Origin of the sequence: Fibrobacter sp. UWT2, from assembly GCF_900142545.1 — a bacterium.
Classification (GTDB): domain Bacteria; phylum Fibrobacterota; class Fibrobacteria; order Fibrobacterales; family Fibrobacteraceae; genus Fibrobacter.
Genome location: NZ_FRBF01000013.1, coordinates 1 through 22,598 on the forward strand (window position 1 = coordinate 1; position 22,598 = coordinate 22,598).

Consider the following 22,598-nt stretch of genomic DNA (forward strand, 5'->3'; position numbering starts at 1 on the left):
GCTATACTGTTGCTTCCTTTGCCGGGAAGGGGTGAATAAAAACGGCGAACCTCCTTATCCTGCGCTCGCGAAGTGACTTTTTAAGGGTCAACTATCTATCAAGGTTATCATTCTTGTGATTTTTTTCACTTTTCTCTTTTTTTTGTTATTTTAATGTTCGTATAAACATGACGATGCGATTAAGAAAGGAGAGTTGTTCATGGGTATAAAGATGAATAGAATTATGCATTCAATTCTAGCGATTGCTATAGCCTCGACTGCAGTTATGGCCGCCCCTAAAAAGCAACCGCTCACAGTTTGGATTATGCCCAATGGCGCATCTCCGCAAGAAACCCTCGAAAAACGTCTTGAACTTTACACCAAGAAGACCGGCATTCCGACCAAGGTCGAAGTGCTTGACTGGGGTGAAGCCTGGAACCGCATTACTGCCGCACTCTCTGGAACACAGCAAGCTCCCGACGTTTTGCAGCTTGGCACCACCTGGATTCCGTACTTTGCATCCCGCAAGGAAATCAAGCCGCTCAACGAAGAACTTTCGGCAATTCAACCGGAACGTTTTGTCCCCGTCAGCTGGAACACGACCCATATCGACGGAGACTCGACAATCTATTCCGTGCCTTGGTTTATCGATATTCGAGCTGTTCTTGCCAACAAGAGAATCCTTGCTGAACACGGCATCACTAAAGATTCCATTAGAACCTACGAAGGATTCAAGAACGCAATTCGCAAAGTCAACCAAAAAGACGAAGTTCTTGAAGACGGTGCCCACGTACGCGGTTACGCATTCCCCGGCAGGAGCGACTGGAACCTTCCTCACAACTTTGCCCCCTGGATCTGGAGTAACGGCGGTTCGTTCATCAAGAAAGACACAGACGGCAAGTGGCACGCCAACATTCTTTCTGAAGAAACGCTCCTCGGTATCGCAAGCTACCTCCACTTTATCATGGATACGCTCGTAGCGCCCGAAGCCCTGCAGACCAATACGGCACAGATTGCCCAGCAATTCAACAATGGCGAGCTCGCCTTTATCGTGAGCACTTCCGAAATCATCATGCAGACCCGTTTCCACGGAAACATGGGAGGCCTTTCTAACGCCCGAATCGGTTCCGACAGCGTCATGGTAGTTCCCATTCCTAAGGGCAAGGTCGGAAGCGTCAGCTTTATCGGCGGTTCAAACCTCGCCATTCCGGCAAGCAACAAACGCAAAGAAGCTCTTGACCTTTTGCTCTTCTTGACCGACGACGAAAACCTGGACGCCTACACAAAGCAGATTGGCCTATTGCCGCCCTCTAGAAAGGTTTTGCAGACTTGGGCCGAAGACGAAGAATACCGAGTGCTGGTCCGCGCCCTTGAAACCGGTCGCGCCTACGTGGCCATTCCGGAATGGGGCGAACTGGAACAGCAACTCAACACACTATTCAGCGCCATTTGGGAACAGATGGAAATTCCGTCGCTCTATTCCGAAGACAAGCTGTACGAGATTTTCAAGGACCTCACGGTCGAAATCGACAAAAAGTTGAACTACCCGACAACCAATATTATGACGGCAGCCGAATTCAAGGCCGCCTGGAACAAGATCAACGAAGAAAGCCAGCCGAAGGTTGAAGTCGCCAAGGACTCCACAAACGAAGCCGTTGACAGCAATATGAAAAAAGCTCCGTTTGTATTCGTTGTCATGCTGGTCCTCGGATTCCTGTTCGCCTTCCTCCGCAAGCGCAAGAAATAACCGACTTTAGAAGATTTCGCCTATGTCTACCACTACGATATCAGGTTTCTCGCGAAGCATCGTCTTCAAGATGCTTATCGTTTTGATTTTCTCCATGACCCTCGTGGTCACGGGGAGTATCCTTATATTCACGTCAAAACAGACCAACCTGATGTTGGAGTGGAGCTTCAACAACAACGAATCAACGCTTTCTCAGATTGGCTACATGGCGTCTAGCGAAATGAAGCAGTTCGGCGACCGCCTGACGCTTCTTTCCAAGACTTCTGAAATCCAGAGCCTAGACCCCAATACCGCAGCAAGCTACCTCAAGAGCTATAGCATTTCGTCGCTGTTCATTTCGGGCGAAACAGTTACTTTGTACGACAGAGAAAACTCGTTTATTTGCGACAATTCCATGGTCGGCATTCCAACAGAAAGCCCCTACCCCATTGATTTTTCGCGCATTACTCCGCACCGCCCTTACTTGACGCCCTGGTTTAGGGAAGCAAAGGATGCACCCCCGAAGCGTCTGTTCGGCATTAGCATTACAAACAAGTCTAGTTCCAGCGGATACCTGCTTGCAGAATTCTCACTTCGCAGACTTTGGACGAACTTCCCTAACTATAAAATTGGTAAAAACGGATTCCTGGTCGCCATTAACGGTCAAGGAGAAATTCTGTACCACCCCGACTTAAAGCGTTGGCTTACAGATACACACAAGATCAACGAACTTGGATTTACAGAAATTGATCCTCGCAACTATGATGTCAAGAAAGCTCAGTTCCAGAAGCTTTACGACAACGAGCAGTATCTTGTTAACTACTACTTTGATTCTAACACCGATTTTGGTCTCTTTGCTTTCCAGCCGAAACGCGAAATTGACGACCTAATTTCTTCGGCAACGCAGGCAAGCCTCGCCATTCTCGTGATTTCAATTCTGATAATCTTCCTTGTCGCAGCATGGATGTTCTACATGCTGGGCGTTCCGCTGAACCGCATTACCAAGCACATCCGTAGAATCACTGACGGAGACCTTGATATCGAAAACATTGACGTGGGTAGCCGTAAAGACGAACTGGGCCAGTTGGGCAACGCCTTCAACTCGATGCACGATACCATTAAACGTCAGATTAAGGAACTGAACGCCCATAGAGAAATCTTGGAACAGGAAGTCAAGGAACGAACCAAGGATTTGGAACTGGCCAACAAGAAGCTGGAACTGATTTCGAAGACCGACGAACTGACGGGACTCCCGAACCGCCGCGAAATGAACGAAACCGTCGCAAACGAAATGGGTCGTTCAGCCCGAACCCACAAGCCCTTCTGCTTTATCTTTATTGACATTGACCACTTCAAGAATATCAACGACACCTACGGCCACGCCTGCGGCGATATCATCCTGAAGTCGGTGGCCCAGACCATTCGCGGTCTGTTGCGCAAGTACGATGTCTTTGCCCGCTACGGTGGCGAAGAATTCTTGACCCTGTTGCCCGAAACGGACCTCGAAGGCGCAAGAGTTGTCGCCGAACGTTTCCGCAGACAGATCGAAAAGATGACCGTTCGCTACGCGGACTTCACCATCAAGATTACCATTACGCTCGGTGTCGCCAAGTTCGACGAACGCCTCGGTGCAGACCGAAGCATCCAGATGGCAGACAAGGCCCTTTACCAAGGTAAGGAAGGCGGCCGTAACCGCGTGATCGTGTGGAAGCCCGAATGGGTGACCGAAGCCGACTACGAGGCTGCCGCTATCGAACTCGCCGCCTTGAAGAAGGATGCCGAAAAGCCCAAGGGCGAAAATTTCCAGGTAAGCCTTGACTATATCGAAGACCACCCGCTCAAAATGGCCGCAGAATCTGCGGAACAAGAAAAGGGCGAAGATGAACGCGATGACGAAAATTCGCCTGAAGAGGAAGAAAAGCAGAGTTAAAACGCTCCGGCATAAAACCGATACAAGCTTCTAAAACAAAAACACCGCTTTTAAAAGCGGTGTTTTTTATCGGGATGACTGAATTCGAATCAGCGACCTCTTGAACCCCATTCAAGCGCTCTACCAGGCTGAGCTACATCCCGTTGGTTCATTGGTGGGTCAAAATTAGATAAAAGTGGGCTTTTTTGCAAGGCTAAAGCCCCAAAAAAGCCGTTTTTTTACTTCCAGAAACCAACAATCAGCACGTCAGGCGTAGCCTTCGGGTACTTTTTGCTCTTGAACGAAACGATCTTCCGGATACTCTGTTGCTTGAGTTCCCAGCCTTCGCGGGAGAGCCCCTTGGTCGAAAGGGTGATTTTCAGGCCGGGGACCTTGCCACCTTCCTTGATCTGGTCAAACTTGTCCACGTTCAGCATTACGGGTTTGGCAGACATGGAGAACTGCTTGGCGGACTCGGGCGCGAGAGTCAAGTCCGGACGTTCCTTCTTGTCGGTGCCCCATACATAGAAAGTCCATTCACGCTTTTCGCCCTTGGCATAGTAACCGGCGTCAAAGAGTTTTTCGCCGAAGAAGAACGGTACCTTCACGATGCCATCCATATTGGCAAGATAGGGTTTGCCAGTGGTATCCACCAACACCACAACCGGTTTGATTTGGCCTTCCATTTCGGCAGAGTTAAAGTCAAATTCGATTTTGACCGTCCCCTTGGCAGGAATCTTGTTCGGGTACTTGAAGTTCGACATGCCGTTGCCTTGGCCGAACACATTTTCGAGAACGATTTCTTTATCCGTCAGATTGGCTCCCTGCAAAACGATATGCTTGGTATCGCCCTGGTTCAAGACGCCAATCGGGTAATTTTCGGGAACAAAGCGGATGGCCTCGTCGGCAAAAGCTGCTGTAGAAAGTGCAAATGCTGCAGCCAAAACAGTAGGAATCATTTTGAAAGTCATGATATGAATATAGAAAAAATACTAGTCAGAGATTCGGGCAAGCAACTGACACATTTCAGCATAGCTTTCGACCGTATTTTCGGGCTTTAACGGGAGCAAGTTCACCGGTTTTCCAAAGCCGCAAAGGAGCGTAATGCAATCGACCCCGGCGTTACGGGCCGCCAAAATATCCGGCTGGTCATCGCCCACCATTACCGCCTCTTCGCGAGAAACGCCCGCCATTTCAAGAATCTTGAGCAAGCCAGCGGGGCTCGGCTTGCGTTCGGGCGTGGTATCGCCGCAAAGAATAAATTCAAAACGGTCGCGGAGTCCAAAGTGATTGAGGATTTTTTCGCTGGGGAGAAGCGGCTTGTTCGTAAGCATCGCCACTCGGGCTTTGGAATTATTCAAGAAATCAACAATTCCCGGATTCGGGAGCGTACGTTCGGTGCAATGCTCCCAATAAAAATCCGAATAGACCTTATGAACCATTTCAATGGTTACACCCGTACGTGCCATATTTTCAGGAAGCGCAGCCTCCCCCATGCTACGCTCGATAAGCTTCATGGAGCCGTTCCCGATAAAGGTTCGCACGCGCTGTTCGTCGTGTTCCGGGAGCCCGAAATGGCGCAGCGCAAAATTCACTGCCACGGCAAGGTCTCCAAGCGTATTGAACAGAGTCCCGTCCAAGTCAAAAACAATGAGGGATTTCTTTTTGAGCATAGCGCGCCCAAATGTAGAAATTTACCGAATGAATTCCATCTCAACCAGGAATCGGTAAAAGCAAAGCGCCGACACTCCCAGAATAAATACGACAACGATAACAAACTGCACCGGATGCTCATGGAAATCGTAATCCGCCTTGCCGTAAGAAAACTTTCCACGGACAATGGCGCTGATAAACAGGGCAAGGAATATGACTGCGAGAAGTAGGGACATGTAAAGCGAAAAATAGAAAAACATGTCCATTTTTATTATTTCATTTGATTATATTTATTAATAAATCAAATCATTTATCTTTACGTAATGTCATGAAAAAAATAAGAGTACTTATTTGCTTAGCATTTTCCTTAATAGCCCTATGTAGTTGTGCCACAGGTGCTGTTATCGTTACGGGAAAAACAAGACCACCTATAGACCCTGAAAAAGTTCAAGTCCTTGCAGAATACCCAACTAAATATGAAATTATCGGAATTGTTACAGCATCGAGTGGTTCTGGATGGGACGCTACAGGGGATTATGAATACGCTAAAGAAGAACTAAAAAAGCAAGCCGCTAAAATCGGAGCAAACGCCGTTGTGATTGAAACTATTGGGAAAGAAACTGTTTATTTCCCAGATTCCTATACAGCATCATCTGAACATTCCCTAACAGGAAAGGCGTTGTTAATCCCCTAACAAACAATACATAATTTCACTTCCTTACTATGTTCCTAAAAAACAAACCAAAAACGCAAAAAGAACTATATCTCAAACTTGCCGAAGTCGCTTCAGAACTTGAACGGGGCGAAAAATGCGCCAATGCAGAAAAGTTCCTAAAAGAATTGATGAAGAAATAAACAAAGCAATATATTTTAAACAGGTAATAATCTCTTTTTGCTATAATTAAACCGGGACCCAAAAGGAAACACTAATATGATTAATGATTTTGTTAGAGAGGCTTTCGACATTGAGTGCGTTGCATTCAAGAAAATGTGGGATATCATTCGTGCTGCGGAGTTCGATATAGACGGCGAAGGCAAAGAATTGCATCATATTGTTCCAGTAACCTTCTTCGCTCAAAAAGCTATTGCTAGCTTAGAGAACCCCTATCTTGGCGGAATCGGCGAATCAGAAATAAGCCGAGCCATTCGTAATAGCGACAGTCACTATTGTAATGAATCCTGGAACGTGGTATATCTCAGTGCTGAGGACCACAACAAAGTACATGCTCTCATGCAAGAATGCGCTACAGATGATTGGATAGCCCCTAGCAAAGGGGCGTCAATTGATGTCAGCGAAATCGTAGCCAGAAAAAAGGACGGCGATTTTTTCCGCAACTGGAAATTTGACCATGACATTAATCTGGTTGCAAAAAGTAATCCAAGCGCAAAGTTCATCCTACATGCAGACAAAACAGCAACAATTAAAGCCGGTAATACTATAAAAATGGCTCGAACAAATTCTAAACACAATCAATTTATTCAGTCTAAAGGATTAATGCCAGGCAATGTTGTAGCATCAGACTTACATGTTAGTTGCCTTGCTTTGGCTCTAGATGCAGTTTTAGGGTATGTAAACACCATTAACGATATGGTCATTGAAGAAGAAACCGGAAAAACTCTTCGCGATTTAAAATGCGATTAGCCTAAAATACATTTGGGGCGTTGCGGGGTGTCCCCGTTAGAAGGGGTGATGGAAGACCCGGCAAGGGCGGGGTTAGGGAGATTTCTGGTTCCCTGAACTTGATTCAGGGCGAGAAAGACAATGTGGGTGGGAGCCGGGGCTGTAATCAGGGGAAGGCGTTCCCCTCTTATCTTATATTTTACTAAATTTGCCCGCATGAAAAAATACCACTTGGCCACATACGGCTGCCAGATGAACGAGTATGACTCGGCGATGATTGCCCAGGAACTCGACATGTGCGGTTGCATCGAAACGAGCAACCAGGAAGATGCCGACTTCATCATCGTGAATACCTGCAGTGTACGTGAAAAGGCCGAGGAAACCGCCATCGCGAACATCAGCAAGCTCAAGTACCTGAACAAGAAGAACCCCGACGTGAAGGTTGTCGTGTGCGGCTGCATGGCTAAAAATCGCGGGCCGGAACTTTTGAAGCGCCTCCCGAACGTGAGCTATATCGTGGGTCCGGACCAGTACAAGAAAATTCCGGAACTGCTGCTTGGCGATGCCCACAGCCCGCTGCACCTGACGCACCACAAGATGTTCATCGACGAGGACCTGAGTGAAAACTACTTGGGCGAATACGCGAAGCTCCAGAACGACTTTACCACCTTCGTCGCGATTCAGCGCGGGTGTAACAAGCGCTGCAGCTACTGCATTGTGCCGTATCTCCGCGGACCGGAAAAGTACCGCGACATGAATGACGTGCTCGCCGAAGTCCGCAAGGCCGCAGACAAGGGCATTACCGAGGTGACGCTGCTGGGCCAGACGGTGAATGCCTACAAAACGGAAGGCGGCAACTTTGCCGACCTCCTTACGAAGGTTTCTGAAATCGACGGCATCCGCCGCATCCGCTTTACGAGCCCGCACCCGAGGCATTACACGAACGAGCTCATCGACGTGTTGCTGAACAACCCGAAGGTCTGTCACTACGCGCACATTCCTATCCAGAGTGGCTCCGACGCCATGCTCAAGAAGATGCGCCGTCAGCACAACATGGAGCAGTACCTCTCGATTATCGAGCAGTTGCGCAGCAAGGACCCGTTCTACGGCATTTCGACGGACGTGATTTGCGGATTCGTGGGCGAAACCGAAGAAGATTTTGAAGCTACCCTCAAGGCATTTGAACAGTGCCAGTTCGACAGCGCCTTCATGTTCATCTACAGCCCGCGCAAGGGCACGGAATCATACAAAGAAGCAGAGACACTCACCGAACAGGAAAAGCAGGAACGCCACACGCGCCTCGTGGAACTGCAGAACGCTATCACGCTCAAGCGCAACCAGATGATGCTCGGACGCACCGAGGAACTTCTGGTCGAAAAGAATTCTGCACGCGACGAGACGGAACTGCGCGGCCGTACCGACAACTTCAAGAAGGTGGTGTTCAAGCCCGAAGAAGGCCGCGTCGTAAAGCCCGGCGACTACGTGAAGGTGAAGCTCGACGACATTCGCGGATGGACGATTCGAGGAAAGTTGGTTTAGAGGAATGAGGTCGTGCCTACGGCACTTTGAGGTATGAGGTTTTTGATATGAAAGCAAAGTCAATTTCTATTATACTCGCATTTTTTGCAACAGCCGCATTCGCACAGACGATGGCTGATGCGCAGAAGGCTTATGTGGCCGGTAACTGGAAAGAAGCCGCAGACGCCTACGAAGCCGCCTGTCCCAAGGAACCGGACTCTTCAAAAGCCGAATGCTATTTGTGGAACGTCCTGGCTCTTTCGCAAACCGGAAACGCCCAACTGTTCAAGACCGCTGGCAAGCGACTGGACAGTCTAATTCAGACTACCAATCCGCAGAAGGCTATTTATGCAGACCTCATGATGACCAGCGCACAGTTCAAACTGTACTTGGGCAAGAATGAAAAGGCTGCAGAAGATTTGATTCAGGCTATCGAAACTTCGCACCCCCACCAGGCCGTCGTTCTCCAGAAGGTATGCCAGGCAGTCAAGGCAAAGGTCAAGTCCGAAGACCTTAACGATCGCTGCAATCTGTTGAGCAAGCCCGATTCCCTGAAGGCCATTCAGGCCGCAAAGGTCGCTCCTGCCACCGAACCGGCACCTGCAGTCGAACAACCTAGGGAACAGCCCAAGGCCGTTCCTGCCCCTGCACCCGCTCCGGCCGCAACAGCGACAGCTGCAGTTGCTCCGGCAACAGCCGCCCCTGCAGCAGCCCCGACCGCAGAATATTGGACCCTGCAGCTGGGTGCCTTCGGGACCAAAACCAACGCCGACTTGCTGGTCACCAACCTAAAAAAGCAAAAAATCACCTGTACCGTCATTGAACAGCCCAGGGGCGAAAGAACCCTTTACCTTGTTCAAACTGGACGATTTGAAACAAAGGATCAGGCGGTCGATTTCGCGGCAAACAAGCTTGCCCCCCTAAAAATCGAATTTCAGCCCCTTTTGAAAAGGTAATTTTTCATCAAAAAACGCTTTTTTCGCAGATTCCCCCTGCAAAAAAAGCGAAATTGTTCTATATTTGAACAAACCCCGAGCCGGGGTGGTGAAATTGGTAGACGCGCCGGACTCAAAATCCGGTACTCGCGAGAGTGTGAGGGTTCGATTCCCTCCCCCGGCACTATTATTGAAGGAAGAAATTGATGGCGAATTGGTGCAAGATTCTCACAACGGTGCTTTTGTGCGGCTCCATTGCGTTCGCACAGTTTGACGACGAATCTTCCGAAGATTCCTATTCTTACGGGGCATCCACCGAAGAAACTGACGACGGCTTTGCTGACGACAACAGCAGCGAAGAACCCGCCGAAGAAGAAACCAAGGTCGGAGAAGCCACCGCTTCTGCTGATGAATGGCAGGGTTTCAATTACGAAGAAATGGGTCTTACCCAGTGGGAATTCCAGCAAGCAAAGCAAGAAGGCGTTTCTAGAGCCAAGCTGACGAGCCTCGTCGAAATGGGTGTCCGTCCGTCTGAATACTTGCAGAAGCCCTGGGAAAAGCTCGGCGTTTCCGAAGAAGACTGGCTCGCCCAGCGTTCTGGCGGACTTGAAGATGCCGACATTGACCGTTCTTACCGCAACCGCTCTGGTGACCAGGGTTATGCATATCTTTCTCTGCTCGTTCCGTCCCTGTATCAGTGGCACAAGAACGAATCCATGAAGGCTATTTGGATTGACGCCCTTTGGGGTGTAAGTGTCGGCGCAACGGTTTACCTTGCAGTCGACGGCAATACCGCTTGGTGGTATGGTCTGATTTTTGTGGCTGGCGCACACATTTGGTCCTTTGCTGACGCTTTCTTCAGCACCCAATGGGACAGCAACCCGGACGCAAACCGCTTCAGCTACGGCATTCTCCCGACCCCGGAAAAGGGTGTTGCGGGATTCTTCAATGTCAAGTTCTAAGCGCATCATGCAGCTGGAATTACTCAAAAGCAAAATTCATCGCGCAACTGTAACCGACGCAAACCTCAATTACGAGGGTTCGATTACTATTGCCCGCGACCTGATGGATGCAGCAAACATCCTCCCCTTCGAAAAGGTGGGCGTTCTTGACGTGAACAACGGCAACCGCCTGGACACCTATGTCATCGAAGGTCCTGCCGGTTCTGGCGTTATTTGCCTGAATGGTGCCGCCGCCCGCCTGGTTCAACCTGGCGACCTGGTGATTATCGTCGCCTACGCTACCATGAGCGAAGACGAAGCCAAAACGTGGAAACCCACCGTGATCCACGTGAACGCTAAAAACGAAATCGTATAGCGGCAATGCCGCTCTTTTTCTATATTCATTACATGCGAATCTGGTTGTTGGCCATAGCGTTTGCAACTACAGTTTTTGCGGGCAATCCCGTAAAAGCGGACTCCGCTATTGTTTCCACCGCCAAGAAAGACACTATTGTTGACACGGTCTACGAGGTTCCCGACGACGGCATTCCCTGGAATCGTGAGCATTTTGACCCAGACCGTTTAGTACGCCACGAAACGTTTGACCCCGCCTTGAAAGTCGCCTACACCTACTCGGTAAGCTTCATGGGCGGCACCTTCGGAAGTTTCGCCCAGCAAAGCTATATGGCACACCTCGCCTACGAATTCACGCCGGAACTTCATTTGTATGCAAACGTGGGACTCTGGATGCCGCTGTATTCCAATTTCCGTTTCGGCACGCCGATTGCCAAAGAAGATGTACGACAGGGTAATGTCGATGTCGTCATTCCGGACATCGCGCTGGAATACAAGCCTAACGACAACATGAGCTTTAGGGTGATGTTCGTGAACGAAAGCGACGCCTTCAAGGCATACGGCCCGCACCGCTACTTGTATGGCGGCTGCCCGTGGAGAACGCCGTATTACTGCAGGTAAGATAAATAAAAATATGACAGCACTTCACATTTTTCTAAATTTGCACTAGAAGATGTACAACTGCCGTTCCAAAACATTTCAACTTCTCTTTGCCGCTATGGCCATTTTTATGGCGTTGCTTTTAACGAGCTGCGAAGAGGAACAGAAAAAGGCCCCCGTCGTAAAGGTCAAGCGCACCTACAAGGGCGACGTGGAAGTGCTGAACAGCTGCGGGATGCAGGGTGCAGCCGCCAAGATGCGCTCTTACCTGCGCGAAAACGGCTTTGACATTGTCAGTTCTAGAAACGATAGATTACAGAACTACGACGAAACGGTGCTGGTGCTTAGAAACCCCGAATGGGAAGGAGCCAAGGCGCTCGCCAAAGCACTTAAGACCGACAACGTGCTGGTGGTCCACAGCAGCCGTGCCGTCGTAGATGCAGCCGTTTACATCGGCAAAGACTTTGAACAAATAATAGAACCCGAACAGGGAGAAACAGATGACAACGAATAATCAAGAACTTCCCCAGTCCGTCCAAATCGGCGCAAGCATTTTGTTTGAGCTTCGCGCCCAGAACGTGCAGCTCATCGATCTGCGCGGCATCAAGGATGTCACGGATTATTTCCTCGTGGCAACCTGCGAAAGCGAAGCCCAGATGCAGGCCATTCTGAACGAACTCCGCAAGGAATTCAAGGCGAACAAGCTCCCCTCCGTGGGCGTGGAATACAAGGAAGGCGTGCGTTGGGCTGTGTTCGACGCGGGCCTCGACCTGATGGTTCACCTGTTCGAAGAAGAAAAGCGTAACGAGATTTCGCTCGACCGTCTGTACGCCGACGGCAAGATCGTGGAACTCGACGAAAATGACTTTGTAAAGACCACCGACAAGAAGGCCGACGACAATGAACTCGTTTGAGCAAGAAATCGCAGAAGCGCTCGCCGCTACCGGTTCCTTCGAAAAGGAAGCCGCCCTCAAGCTTATCTCCGTGCCGCCTGATACCACGCACGGCAACTTCACCATTCCGTGCTTCTCGCTCGCCAAGGTGATGCGCAAGGCCCCGAAGATGATTGCCGAAGACTTGGCCGCACAGGTGAAGCTTCCGGCAGGTCTTTCGAAGGTCGAAGCCGTGAACGGTTACCTAAACTTCTTTATCGACCGTAGTTTCCTCGCAAAGTCTACGCTCGAAGAAATCGCCGCGAAGGGCCTCGAATACGGCCACGCCGCATCGAACGGCAAGGTGGTCTGCATAGACTTCAGTTCCCCGAACATCGGCAAGGAACTCGCCTTCCACCACCTGCGTTCAACGATGATCGGAAACTCGCTTTCCCGCATCTACAAGGCCGCGGGCTACAAGGTGGAACGCATTAACCACCTCGGCGACTGGGGTACCGCATTCGGCAAGCTCATCGTGATGTACCTCCGCGAAAAGCGCCCCACCGACGATGCTACGCTCGACAGCCTGACCGTGAAGGAACTCAACATCCTTTACGCCGCCTTCTCCAAAGCCAGCAAAGAAGAACCCGGCCTCGAAGATGAAGCACGCGCCGCATTCACCAAGCTCGAACAGGGCGACGAGTTCTACCGCAAGCTTTGGACCGCCTTCCGTGCGGCTACACTCAAGGAACTCATGCGCATCTATGACATGATGGGCGTTGGCTTTGACCACTACACCGGCGAATCCTTCTTTGAAGACAAGATTCCCGCGATTCTCGACGAACTCCGCGAAAAGAATTTGATGGTGAAGAGCCAGGATCTGGACGTGGTGATGCTCGATGAATTTGACTTGAACCCCTGCCTGATTCGCAAGAGTGACGGTTCTACGTTGTACGCAACCCGCGACCTCGCCGCTGCCTGCTACCGCAAGAAGGAATACAACTTTGACAAGTGCCTTTATGTGGTGGACCTCGGACAGGCGCTCCACTTCAAGCAGGTTTTCCACGTGCTCAAGAAGATGGGCCGCGAATGGTACAAGGACATGTACCACATTCCGTTCGGCGTGATCCTGCAGCTGGTCGACGGCAAATGGGAAAAGGGTAAGACACGTACGGGTACCGCAAGCCTGCTCCGCGACGTGATTGAAGCTGCCCAGAAGAAGATTCTCGAATTCATCGATGCAAAGAATCCGGAACTTGAAAACAAGGAGCTTATTGCTCGCCAGATCGGTATTTCCGCGCTCACCTTCAACGACCTCAAGAACAGCCGTCTGAAGGACGTGCGTTTCGATTGGGATGCCGTCATGAGCTTCGAAGGTGATACCGGTCCGTATGTGCAGAATGCCCACGTGCGTCTTTGCAGCATTATGCGCAAGGCCGGCTACACGGTGAATATTGCCGATGTGGATATGGCCCAGCTCAGCGACGATGCCGCCTACAGCCTCATCAACATTTTGTCGAAGAAGGGCAAGAAGATTCTGGACGCTGTCGCCGGTGACGAACCGAGCGTTCTCGCCCAGTACGCCTTGGAAATCGCAGAAGCCGCACACAAGTTCATCCACGAAGACCGCGTGCTCGGTTCTGCCGAAGAAAAGTCCCGTCTGTTCCTGGTTCAGGCCACACAGATCGTGCTCGAGAACGTGCTCGATTTGCTCGGCCTCTTCCCGATCAGGCAGATGTAGCCGACGAGCCCTTGGCTCGCGGCAGTAGGCAGTAAACAGTTAGAAGTAGACAGTAAAAAACGAGAGCTTTCAAGCTCTCGTTTTTCTTTTCTTAAAAATTAGCGGAACTTCGTTCGGTTTTCGTTAAAAACTTCCTACCGACTACTTCCTACTGTCTACTAGTTACCGTTGATGCAGCGGACGGAGTAGGCGTTGGTCTTGCTCGGCACGAGCTGGCGGACCATCTGATCACTCATGCGGCCCATTGCCCAAATCCAAATCGTTTCGTTACGGCCGTTCTGTGCAGACCAGAAACCGGCGTATTCCCCCATGTCTTCGTAGCGGACAATGGACTTGCCCACCATCTTGCGGTAGCCCGAAGAGAAAACGGAGAAGCCGTATTCGTCGGTACCACCACCGCCCTGCCAACCGGTGGTAGCCTTCATCTTGTTAGCAAACTTTTCGCACTTGTCCACGCCATCGTAGCAGTGAGTCAGGCCAACGAGCAAGTCCATCCATTCGCGGTCACGCGGCAGGTGCCAGCCTTCGGGGCAAGCCTTACGGGCACCTTCCAAGTCATACAGACGACCACCGCGGGCGCAGTAGTTTTCCTTGTCTTCGTAGCACCAGGAGTGACCTTCCACATTGTAGTTCACGTTCTGAGCAAACCATTCGCGGCCTTCCACCTTGATGGTGCGGTACACTTGACCATCGCGCGGGTCCTTGACCATGCCAGAGACATCACGCAAAGAAGCGCGGTGTTCCTGTTCGGCACGGCGGTACTCCACCACCTTTTCGCGCTTGTACTTTTCACGACCTTCCAAGTTGGTTGCCCAAGCTTCTTGAGCCTTGGGGTTCGTGAACTTGATTCTCAAATCGCCCACAGCAAAGAGTTCGTCGCCACAAGCCAGGTCAACGCCAGCGATGTTGATGACAAGCTGTTCGCCACCGAAATCGCGAGGCTTGTTGAAGTACGAAATCCATGCTTCCATGGTTTCGTTGCACTTTTCGTAGAAATGTTCCTTTTCGATCTTGTCGGCAGGAACGGTCATGTTACCAGCCACAGAGAATGCGAACAGGCTATCGGCAACCTTGAAAGATACCGGCTGCACTTCCTTGTAGTGAGTGTACTTACCAAAGCGGAGCTTTCCTTCGATCTTAGCTGCGGAATAATCACCTTCACCTTCGGCATTATAGATTGCGTCCCACGACTTCTGCGGAACAGCAACCGCCTGAACAACAGCCATACCGAATACGACGGCCATCATAGACTTGAAAGAGAATTTACGACTCATTTTTCCTTCTCGTATAAAGTTTTCGGTTTAAAGTTAGAATATTTTAGATTTTCGGAAGGAGAACAAAGACTGAATCCTTGCGATTTTATAATTTTGGGCTATGGCTATTACACGTTACATTTTGCAGATTCATTGCCCTGACCAAAAGGGCCTTATTGCCGGTACCACACAAGTGCTTGCCAAAGCAGGTGCAAACATTGTTGATTTACAGCAACATACGGCAAAAGACATCGAAACATTCTTTTTACGTGCCGTTTTTGAAGCGGAATCCGAAAATATCGAAGAAGTCCGCAAGCACCTGGAGACCCTGGAAGGCCACCTCCATTTAAACTGGAAGTTGTTCGATACCACCAAAATTGAACGTGTCGCTATCTTCGTTTCGAAGACGGACCACTGCCTTTACGACCTTTTGCTCAAACACCGCGATGGCGACCTCCCCTGCGAGTTCAGTTGCATTGTGGGTAACCACCCCGACCTGGGCCCTGTAGGCGGAACCTTCGGCGTTCCCTTCTACTACGTGCCGTCGAACCCGGACAAGAGCATTCCTGAAAACCGTTTCCGCGAAATTATCGCCGAAACCAAGACCGATACGGTCGTTCTCGCCCGCTACATGCAGATTTTGAGCGAAGCCTTTACCGAAGAATTCAAGTACCGCATCATCAACATCCACCACGGATTCTTGCCGGCCTTCAAGGGTGCAAAGCCCTACCACCAGGCATGGCACAAGGGTGTGAAGATTATCGGTGCTACCGCCCACTTCGCCACCGAAGACTTGGATCAGGGCCCCATTATTTGCCAGGACATCCAGCGCGTGCCCGAAACCGCCAGCATCGACGAGCTCGTGGAACTGGGTAAGGACATCGAAAAGCGCACGCTTTCGGCAGCCCTCAAGCTTTGGCTGGAACACCGCGTATTCGTTTACGCCGGCAGAACATTTATTCTATAGGAGACGATATGTCCGAAGAACTGAATAACCAGAACAACGTGGAACCCGAGGCCGAAGCCCCGGTTATTGCAACGCCTGAAACCTCTGCCCCGGTCGAAGTCCCGGCAGAACCGGTGGAACCGGCCGAAGAACCGGCACCTCAGGCAGCAGCTCCCCAACCGCAAGTGATTGTGCAGCGCGAAAGGGGTTTCGCCCATTATGTAGGTTTCGCTCTTCTGTGCGTTCTCTGCATTGCGTTCTACTTTATTCCGGGCATCGCACTCACGTTTGCCATCAGCCTGATTCCGGGCATTTCGCTCGGCGCCGTTGCCGCATGGACGTTCAGCGCTATCTTCAGCGTCATCGCCTGGGCAATTTTCAAGCTGAAAATCAAGGGCATCAAGAAGTCGTTCTACTTCTACATCGGTCTGTGCGTTTTCGTGACAATCCTCCTGATTGCTATTGAAATCCTCACCGAAGAGACGAACGTATTCGCTAAGATCTTCAGCCTTCTCTGCGGAGCAGGTGCATAGCAACTAGGGAACCTTCCTACTGTCTACTTCTAACTTCAAACTAATATTATGAATAACAAAGACCAATTTGTTCATTTTCTCGTTGAAGCCGGCGCACTCAAGTTCGGTGATTTCGTGACCAAGAGCGGCCGTAATACACCGTATTTCATTAACACCGGAGAATTCCGCACGGGCGCCACCCTTTCGAAGCTGGCTGAATTTTATGCCGCCGCATTCATGAAGTACTTTGATGGCAAGGCCCAGAACCTTTACGGTCCGGCCTACAAGGGCATCCCCCTTTGCGCCGCTACGGCCATGAAGCTCAGCGACGTCTACGCCCAGAACCTGACCTTTACCTACAACCGTAAAGAAGTCAAGGACCACGGCGAAGGCGGTTCCCTCGTGGGTTACAAGTATGCCGAAAAGACCAACGTGGTCATTATCGAAGACGTGATTACTGCAGGCACCAGCGTGAACGAAACCATGCAGGCCCTGTCGCAGATCGAAAACGCAAATGTTGTCGGTCTGTTGATTTCGGTGGACCGCAAGGAAAAGCTTGAAAACGGCAAGTCTGCACTCCAGACCGTGCAAGATGAATACGGCATCGAAGCTCACTCCATCGTGAACATCAACGATATCATCGCATTCCTCGAAAGCGAAGACAATCGCAAGAAGATCAACGCTCCCGAAGGAATCCTCGACAAGGTGTACGCCTACCGCGAAAAGTGGGGCGCACAATAACCCGCAAGGATTAATGGCACGCCTTTGGGGAACATTGTTTGTAATGGCGGCGCTACTCTTCACGGGTTGCGCCGATTCTTACCAATGGTCCCAAAGCCACCCGGCGTACAAGCGAGCCCCTTATGGCGAACTTGCTGTCACGGGGCTGCAAAAGGCGTTTGTACTTACCCGCACCAAGTGGTTTGCCAACCGGCTTGACTTCGGCGACAGCACGCAGGTTAAGGCTACAGAATTCTGCGCCAAGGCTATGGAAAAAGAATTCCATGGCGGCTACACCAAGCTTCTCGTGCTCCCAGATTCCGTTTTGGACAATGCTCCTGAAGAAAGCCAGAAGCTTGACGCTCGCATCTTTATGAAAGGGAGACTCCCCGAGCAGGGTGTAACGATTACCGCACCCGACGGAAGCGTACCACCACAAATTCTCTTGATTCATGAAGTCATTGTGGGCACAGACCTTAAGCGCGAAAACTTCTTCGACTACGCACTCATTCATAACGAAACCGAAGAACGCCGAGATGTCAAGAGCATCAGCGCCATTGTCTCGTACACGCTTTGGGACAACATCAAGCAGCGTTCTCTCTTTAGCGCCGTCGACGAAATCCAGCACCCCTTGACATTCAAGTTGACCTTGACCGACCTTGAGCAGCTGATGCGCCAGACCGTGCAACAGATTCGCAAGAACATGTACCAGGGGGTAAAATGAAACATTTCTCCCTAGTCATTTTCGCATTTGTTGTCGCCTTGCACGCTTTGTTCGCTAACGAGGCCAACGCCAAGGACATTTACTTTGATTCCAAGTGGACCCTGTGGCAAAATGCAGACATTCTCATCTGGACTCCCGATAAAGAGCCCGCCGTTGACATGAAGGAATTCTGCCTTTCGCTGCGCCGCTACAATTCGGGAATCGGCGATCCCAAGTGCAGATTGTTCGGCGAATGGGAACGCGATACCGTTGCTATGCGTTATGCCACCTGGCTATCTAGCAACATCGAGCCGGGACTTGATGCGCACCACCTTAAGGCGCGCCACCCCGCCATGATGGCGAAGTTCCAGGAACTCGAAGACAAGATTGTCCTCTACATTGCCGATAAAGGATCGAATTTAACTATCGCCATTTTTGACGAAACCTCCAGCGAGCCTAAAGCCGCCGGAACCGTCACCAAAACCGCAGATAAAATCGCACAAGGCGACGAAATCGCTAACGCCTTTTTTGGTCGCCATACCAAGCGCCGTTTAACCAAAGAAGAACGGCTCAAAATGGAAACGGAACCCGACGACCTTTACAAGGAAACTCCGACATTCCGCTCATGGGCTGGTATTTCGGCAGGGTACGCACAGGCCCAGATTCCTTTTACGCCGCACAACTGGTACAAGCGTAAAGTCAAAAGTCGCGTTTCGAATTACCGCGCGACCCGCGACTCCGTAAGCCTATGGAACTTTATGGACGATTCCACGCCGCTATTTACTTTGTATGCAGGCGGAATCTGGTTTGGCTTTATCGGCGGCGAAATATTCTACCGCTATTCTGATCACGCCGTAAAAACGGACGACCGCGATTCCGTCTACGAAGAACTGGACCACTGGGATTTCGCCCAACACGAAATCGGCCTGAACGTGATGTTTGCAAGAACCTATGAACCATTCAAATGGCTTGATTTGCACCTCTTTGCATTCCTCGGATTCCAATACAGTTTCTACTCCGAAGATATCGAACTCAAGGATTCCAAGAAAAAGCCCTCTAGAGAATACAATACCCGATTCAAGACCGAAGACCCCTACAAGGGCGCCCTCTTTGGATTCGGCACACAATGCGTGTTTCTGCAGCACTACGGTTTGAGCGTTCGCACAGGCATCTCTAGCCGCGGCAAGGACATTTACACCGAGCCCTCGCCCGATGCCGCCGCCGAGCCTACCACCATCGGCGCCTCCACCGTTGACTGGTTTATCAGCGTCGGATTGGAATATCACTGGACGCCATTCAAGTAGAATTTTCTAAATTTGCTCGCACTATGAGCGAAGAAGTTAAAGAAGAAAAGAAAGAAGAAAAAGTAAATCCGTTTCTGACTCCCGTTAAGATTATCGAGCCCGAACACAAGCTCCCCGACTACACTTTTGACATGCTGCCCGAAGAACAGAAGGCCGTTCTCGCTCAGCACGGCTGGACCGACCTGATGCCGGTGCAGCGCAAGACGATTCCTTACATGCTCGCCGCCCGCGATATGCTGGTGCAGTCCAAGACCGGTTCGGGAAAGACCGGCGCCTACGTTCTCCCGCTTTTGCAGGTGATTGTTCGCGACCACGTTTTCCCGCAAGCACTCATTTTGGTGCCGACGCGTGAACTCTGCTTGCAGGTTCAAGACGAAATCGAAAAGCTTTCTGCCGGTACGGGCATCCGCTCTGTTGCGATTTTTGGCGGCGTGAGCTATGAACCGCAGCTGAAGGCGCTGAAGAACGGCGTGCACATTATCGTAGCAACTCCGGGCCGCCTGATGGACCATGTGCAACGCGGCAATGTGGATTTCCTCGATATCCGCGACTTGATTCTGGACGAAGCCGATGAAATGCTTTCGATGGGATTCTACCCCGATATGCAGAAGATCCGCAAGTACTTGCCGAAGCAAATCGCTTGCACCATGTTCAGCGCCACGATTCCGCAGACGGTGAAGAGCCTCGCCCGCGAATTCCAACGTCCGAGTGCCGAATTCCTTTCGCTCAGCTACGACAAGGTGATTGCCAACAACCTGGAACACCGCTGGTATCCTTGCGACGTGATGGACAAGGATTCCATGACCATCAAGGTGCTGGAATACTACAATCCTGAAAGCTGCATGATTTTCTGCAACAAGAAGAGCGACGTGAGCTACCTGGAACAGGTGCTTTCGGGTTACGGCTTCAACGTGGGCGCCTTGAGTGGCGATGTCGCCCAGAACATGCGCGAAAAAACGCTGAACGCCTTCCGTGACAAGAAGCTCCGCATTTTGATTTGCACCGACGTGGCTGCCCGCGGCATTGACGTGGACCACGTGACGCATGTGATTGTGTACGATCATCCCGATGACCACGAAGTGTATGTGCACCGTAGCGGACGTACCGCCCGTGCGGGCCGCAGCGGTCTTTGCATTTCGCTGATTACGCCGGTCGAAGAAATCGACATGAAGCAGACCGCCGCTGACTTCGGCATCAACTTCATCAAGATGGAAGTTCCCTCTAACGAAGAAATTGCGAAGAAGGTCAGCGAACGCGTGCGTGCCAAACTTGAACAGGAACGCAACCACTTTGGTGGCCAAAAGGCCCGCGAACGCATCAGCCGCGTCATTCCGCTGGTAAAGGAACTCGCAAACGGCACCGAAGAAGACCAGATGCTTCTCGCCTACCTCGTTGACCGCTACGCATGGAAGAAATAGGACAACGTAACAATGGCTAAGATTAAAATCAAATCCGCAAAAGAAATTGAACTGATCCGCGATGCCGGCGCCCTTGCCGCCGAAACGCTGATTCGCGCAGGCGAAATGTGCAAGCCGGGTGTTTCCACCCTCGAAATCGATGAATTCATCGGTGACTATACCCGCAAGAACAAGGGGATTTCCGCTTGCATGGGCTACCACGGTTACCCGCGTTACGCCTGCATTAGCATTAACGAAGTCGTTTGCCACGGCATTCCGAGCGCAAACACAATCCTGAAAGACGGCGACATCGTGAACATCGACATCACGACGATTCTTTCGGGCTACCACGGCGACACTTCCGCCATGTTCTGCGTGGGTCGCGTGAGCAACCTCGCCCAGGAACTCGTGGACACCGCCAAGTTCTGCATGGAAGAAGGCATTCGCGTTGCCGGTGAAGACGGCGCCCGTTACTACGATATCGGAAACATCATTCAGGATGTCGCCGAAGAACACGACTTTAGCGTGGTAGAAGACTACTGCGGTCACGGCATCGGTCGTGGATTCCACGAAGAACCGACCCTGTACCACTTCCGCAACAACGTTCTGAAGCAGTTTATCGAAGTCGGTCACGTGTTCACGATTGAACCCATGATCAACGTGGGTCGCCCGGGCACCAAGACGCTCAGCGACGGTTGGACTGCAGTGACCCGCGACGGCTCTTTGAGTGCCCAGTGGGAACACACCGTGGCTCGCACCAAGAACGGCATTGAAATTCTGACGCTCCCGCGTTAGCCAAGAGAACGGACATTCTGTCCTACAGACGAGAGACGAGAGATGTCACTATTGGGAAATCTCCGCAACAAGGCGGTAGAAGCCTTTGTCAAGAATCACGAACTGGTCAAGCGCTTTGGCGATGTCCAGTCGGTTTCTATTGATTCGGACAACGGCACCGCCGACGTGAGTGTTCTTTTGCACGGCGAGATTTTCCCGATCAAGTTCCGCGGCTATTATTATTTTGACGATACCGATACAGGTACCGATATCGTGGTCCGCAAAATCACCTGCGAGCGCCAGTGGATTGACCAGGCGCTTTCGTATTGGCTCGAAGGCAAGACCCTCCGCTACAACCTCCCCGGACTCGCCGGCGGCCTCGCGAAGATTATATTCTAGGTTTCGTATAGCTCAGGAAGACACGTTCGTGTCACTTCCTACTGCCTACTTCCTACTGCCTACTAACCACTAATCACTAAATATTATATATTAGTCTCGTAAGGAGACTCTTATGAGCGATTGTACCGACGAAAAGATGGAAAAAATCAAGGAAAAGCTGAGCGCCCTGTTGTTTGAGCTGATTACCGACATTCCGGAATCTCTTCACGCCCCTACAGAAAATTCTGACGAAAAAATCAACAAACTGATTCGTCAGGCTGCAGTCAAGGCCTCCCTGGTCAGCGCGACCCTTTCGGTACCCGCCGGTGTTACGGGCGTTTTGACTTCTATCCCCGACATTGCCGCCATTTGGCGCATCCAGGCGCAACTCGTGTCCGATATCGCTGCAACTTATGGCAAATTCGCCCAATTGAGCCGCGAAGCCATGGTCTGGTGCCTGTTCCGCCACAGTGCCGCCCAGTTGGTCCGCGACATTGCCGTACGCACCGGCAGCCGCATCGTGGTCCAGAAGGTCTCTTTTGCCGTCTTGGAGACGCTCCTCAAGAAAATCGGCCTCAAAGTCTCTACCAAATTCCTAGGCAGGGCCGCCCTCCGTGCCATTCCGGCCATCGGGGCCATTGGAAACGGCGCCTATTCCTTCTACGACACCACCGAAGTCGGGAAAACTGCCGCCGCCTACTTTAAGGCATTAGCTGATAATCCAGAAGAAAATTAAAAAACGGCCGCTTTTCAGCGGCCGTC

General features: G+C 51.1%; 26 protein-coding genes and 2 tRNA genes. 23 read left to right on the plus strand and 5 right to left on the minus strand.

What is annotated here, in order from left to right; genetic code table 11:
- The first annotated feature begins 211 nt into the window (after positions 1–211).
- Positions 212–1,726 carry an extracellular solute-binding protein gene (locus BUA40_RS09700; protein WP_072800532.1) on the plus strand — a complete coding sequence of 505 codons (1,515 nt, stop codon included), beginning with the start codon at positions 212–214 and terminating at the stop codon, positions 1,724–1,726.
- Positions 1,727–1,748: 22 nt separating this feature from the next.
- Positions 1,749–3,635, plus strand: coding sequence for a sensor domain-containing diguanylate cyclase (locus tag BUA40_RS09705; RefSeq protein WP_083585358.1), 1,887 nt, complete (start codon positions 1,749–1,751; stop codon positions 3,633–3,635).
- A gap of 69 nt (positions 3,636–3,704) precedes the next feature.
- On the opposite strand, the gene BUA40_RS09710 is transcribed toward BUA40_RS09705, so the two are convergent.
- The 4 genes from BUA40_RS09710 to BUA40_RS09725 all read right to left on the minus strand — a co-directional run bounded on the left by BUA40_RS09710 (position 3,705) and on the right by BUA40_RS09725 (position 5,503).
- Positions 3,705–3,778, minus strand: a tRNA-Pro gene (locus BUA40_RS09710).
- 75 nt (positions 3,779–3,853) lie between these two features.
- Positions 3,854–4,585 (minus strand): hypothetical protein, encoded by a 732-nt coding sequence (locus BUA40_RS09715; protein ID WP_072800452.1) that lies wholly within the window; start codon positions 4,583–4,585, stop codon positions 3,854–3,856.
- A gap of 21 nt (positions 4,586–4,606) precedes the next feature.
- Positions 4,607–5,287 carry an HAD family hydrolase gene (locus BUA40_RS09720; protein ID WP_143149762.1) on the minus strand — a complete coding sequence of 227 codons (681 nt, stop codon included), beginning with the start codon at positions 5,285–5,287 and terminating at the stop codon, positions 4,607–4,609.
- A gap of 21 nt (positions 5,288–5,308) precedes the next feature.
- A complete protein-coding gene (locus tag BUA40_RS09725; RefSeq protein ID WP_072800533.1) occupies positions 5,309–5,503 on the minus strand; it encodes a hypothetical protein in 195 nt (64 codons plus the stop codon).
- Between the two features lie 92 nt (positions 5,504–5,595).
- Here BUA40_RS09725 and BUA40_RS09730 point away from each other — a divergent pair, with 92 nt between their 5' ends.
- From BUA40_RS09730 to argS, 12 genes are all read left to right on the plus strand, one after another.
- Positions 5,596–5,961: a type 1 periplasmic-binding domain-containing protein gene (locus tag BUA40_RS09730; protein ID WP_072800454.1), complete on the plus strand. Its 366-nt coding sequence runs from the start codon at positions 5,596–5,598 to the stop codon at positions 5,959–5,961.
- A 29-nt stretch (positions 5,962–5,990) separates the two neighbouring features.
- Positions 5,991–6,122: a hypothetical protein gene (locus BUA40_RS14800; protein ID WP_255369274.1), complete on the plus strand. Its 132-nt coding sequence runs from the start codon at positions 5,991–5,993 to the stop codon at positions 6,120–6,122.
- Positions 6,123–6,198: 76 nt separating this feature from the next.
- Entirely contained in the window at positions 6,199–6,909 is a 711-nt protein-coding gene (locus BUA40_RS09735) for a hypothetical protein (RefSeq protein ID WP_072800455.1), read from the plus strand.
- 195 nt (positions 6,910–7,104) lie between these two features.
- Entirely contained in the window at positions 7,105–8,427 is a 1,323-nt protein-coding gene (miaB, locus tag BUA40_RS09740; protein WP_072800456.1) for a tRNA (N6-isopentenyl adenosine(37)-C2)-methylthiotransferase MiaB, read from the plus strand.
- A 47-nt stretch (positions 8,428–8,474) separates the two neighbouring features.
- Positions 8,475–9,362, plus strand: coding sequence for an SPOR domain-containing protein (locus tag BUA40_RS09745; protein WP_072800457.1), 888 nt, complete (start codon positions 8,475–8,477; stop codon positions 9,360–9,362).
- Positions 9,363–9,441: 79 nt separating this feature from the next.
- Positions 9,442–9,525, plus strand: a tRNA-Leu gene (locus BUA40_RS09750).
- A gap of 22 nt (positions 9,526–9,547) precedes the next feature.
- Positions 9,548–10,303, plus strand: coding sequence for a hypothetical protein (locus BUA40_RS09755; RefSeq protein ID WP_072800458.1), 756 nt, complete (start codon positions 9,548–9,550; stop codon positions 10,301–10,303).
- A gap of 7 nt (positions 10,304–10,310) precedes the next feature.
- Positions 10,311–10,658, plus strand: coding sequence for an aspartate 1-decarboxylase (gene panD / locus BUA40_RS09760; RefSeq protein WP_072800535.1), 348 nt, complete (start codon positions 10,311–10,313; stop codon positions 10,656–10,658).
- 32 nt (positions 10,659–10,690) lie between these two features.
- A complete protein-coding gene (locus BUA40_RS09765; protein ID WP_072800537.1) occupies positions 10,691–11,257 on the plus strand; it encodes a hypothetical protein in 567 nt (188 codons plus the stop codon).
- A gap of 109 nt (positions 11,258–11,366) precedes the next feature.
- The gene (locus BUA40_RS09770; RefSeq protein ID WP_255369275.1) at positions 11,367–11,750 is read left to right on the plus strand and encodes a LytR C-terminal domain-containing protein; all 384 of its coding nucleotides are present in this window, start codon (positions 11,367–11,369) and stop codon (positions 11,748–11,750) included.
- Entirely contained in the window at positions 11,737–12,150 is a 414-nt protein-coding gene (rsfS, locus tag BUA40_RS09775) for a ribosome silencing factor (protein ID WP_072800460.1), read from the plus strand. Before BUA40_RS09770 ends, rsfS begins: the two co-directional genes overlap by 14 nt.
- Positions 12,137–13,849: an arginine--tRNA ligase gene (argS, locus tag BUA40_RS09780; protein WP_072800461.1), complete on the plus strand. Its 1,713-nt coding sequence runs from the start codon at positions 12,137–12,139 to the stop codon at positions 13,847–13,849. The genes rsfS and argS overlap by 14 nt, the downstream gene beginning before the upstream one ends.
- 158 nt (positions 13,850–14,007) lie before the next feature.
- Here the strand turns inward: argS and BUA40_RS09785 are convergent, their stop codons facing one another.
- Positions 14,008–15,123, minus strand: a complete 1,116-nt coding sequence (locus BUA40_RS09785; RefSeq protein ID WP_072800462.1) for a fibrobacter succinogenes major paralogous domain-containing protein — start codon at positions 15,121–15,123, stop codon at positions 14,008–14,010.
- Positions 15,124–15,223: 100 nt separating this feature from the next.
- On the opposite strand from BUA40_RS09785, the gene purU reads away from it, so the two are divergent.
- The 9 genes from purU (at position 15,224) to BUA40_RS09830 (ending at position 22,572) form a co-directional block, all read left to right on the plus strand.
- The gene (purU, locus tag BUA40_RS09790; RefSeq protein ID WP_072800463.1) at positions 15,224–16,069 is read left to right on the plus strand and encodes a formyltetrahydrofolate deformylase; all 846 of its coding nucleotides are present in this window, start codon (positions 15,224–15,226) and stop codon (positions 16,067–16,069) included.
- 8 nt (positions 16,070–16,077) lie between these two features.
- Entirely contained in the window at positions 16,078–16,581 is a 504-nt protein-coding gene (locus BUA40_RS09795; RefSeq protein WP_072800464.1) for a hypothetical protein, read from the plus strand.
- Positions 16,582–16,629: 48 nt separating this feature from the next.
- Positions 16,630–17,301 (plus strand): orotate phosphoribosyltransferase, encoded by a 672-nt coding sequence (gene pyrE, locus BUA40_RS09800; protein WP_072800465.1) that lies wholly within the window; start codon positions 16,630–16,632, stop codon positions 17,299–17,301.
- A 43-nt stretch (positions 17,302–17,344) separates the two neighbouring features.
- On the plus strand, positions 17,345–18,004 hold the full coding sequence (locus BUA40_RS09805; protein WP_255369276.1) for a hypothetical protein: 660 nt from the start codon (positions 17,345–17,347) through the stop codon (positions 18,002–18,004).
- On the plus strand, positions 18,001–19,287 hold the full coding sequence (locus BUA40_RS09810; protein ID WP_072800467.1) for a hypothetical protein: 1,287 nt from the start codon (positions 18,001–18,003) through the stop codon (positions 19,285–19,287). Before BUA40_RS09805 ends, BUA40_RS09810 begins: the two co-directional genes overlap by 4 nt.
- A gap of 23 nt (positions 19,288–19,310) precedes the next feature.
- Positions 19,311–20,705 (plus strand): DEAD/DEAH box helicase, encoded by a 1,395-nt coding sequence (locus tag BUA40_RS09815; protein ID WP_072800468.1) that lies wholly within the window; start codon positions 19,311–19,313, stop codon positions 20,703–20,705.
- A gap of 12 nt (positions 20,706–20,717) precedes the next feature.
- Positions 20,718–21,479, plus strand: a complete 762-nt coding sequence (map, locus tag BUA40_RS09820; RefSeq protein WP_072800469.1) for a type I methionyl aminopeptidase — start codon at positions 20,718–20,720, stop codon at positions 21,477–21,479.
- Positions 21,480–21,521: 42 nt separating this feature from the next.
- On the plus strand, positions 21,522–21,857 hold the full coding sequence (locus tag BUA40_RS09825; RefSeq protein WP_143149763.1) for a hypothetical protein: 336 nt from the start codon (positions 21,522–21,524) through the stop codon (positions 21,855–21,857).
- 112 nt (positions 21,858–21,969) lie between these two features.
- Positions 21,970–22,572 carry an EcsC family protein gene (locus tag BUA40_RS09830; RefSeq protein ID WP_072800471.1) on the plus strand — a complete coding sequence of 201 codons (603 nt, stop codon included), beginning with the start codon at positions 21,970–21,972 and terminating at the stop codon, positions 22,570–22,572.
- Positions 22,573–22,598: the final 26 nt, after the last annotated feature.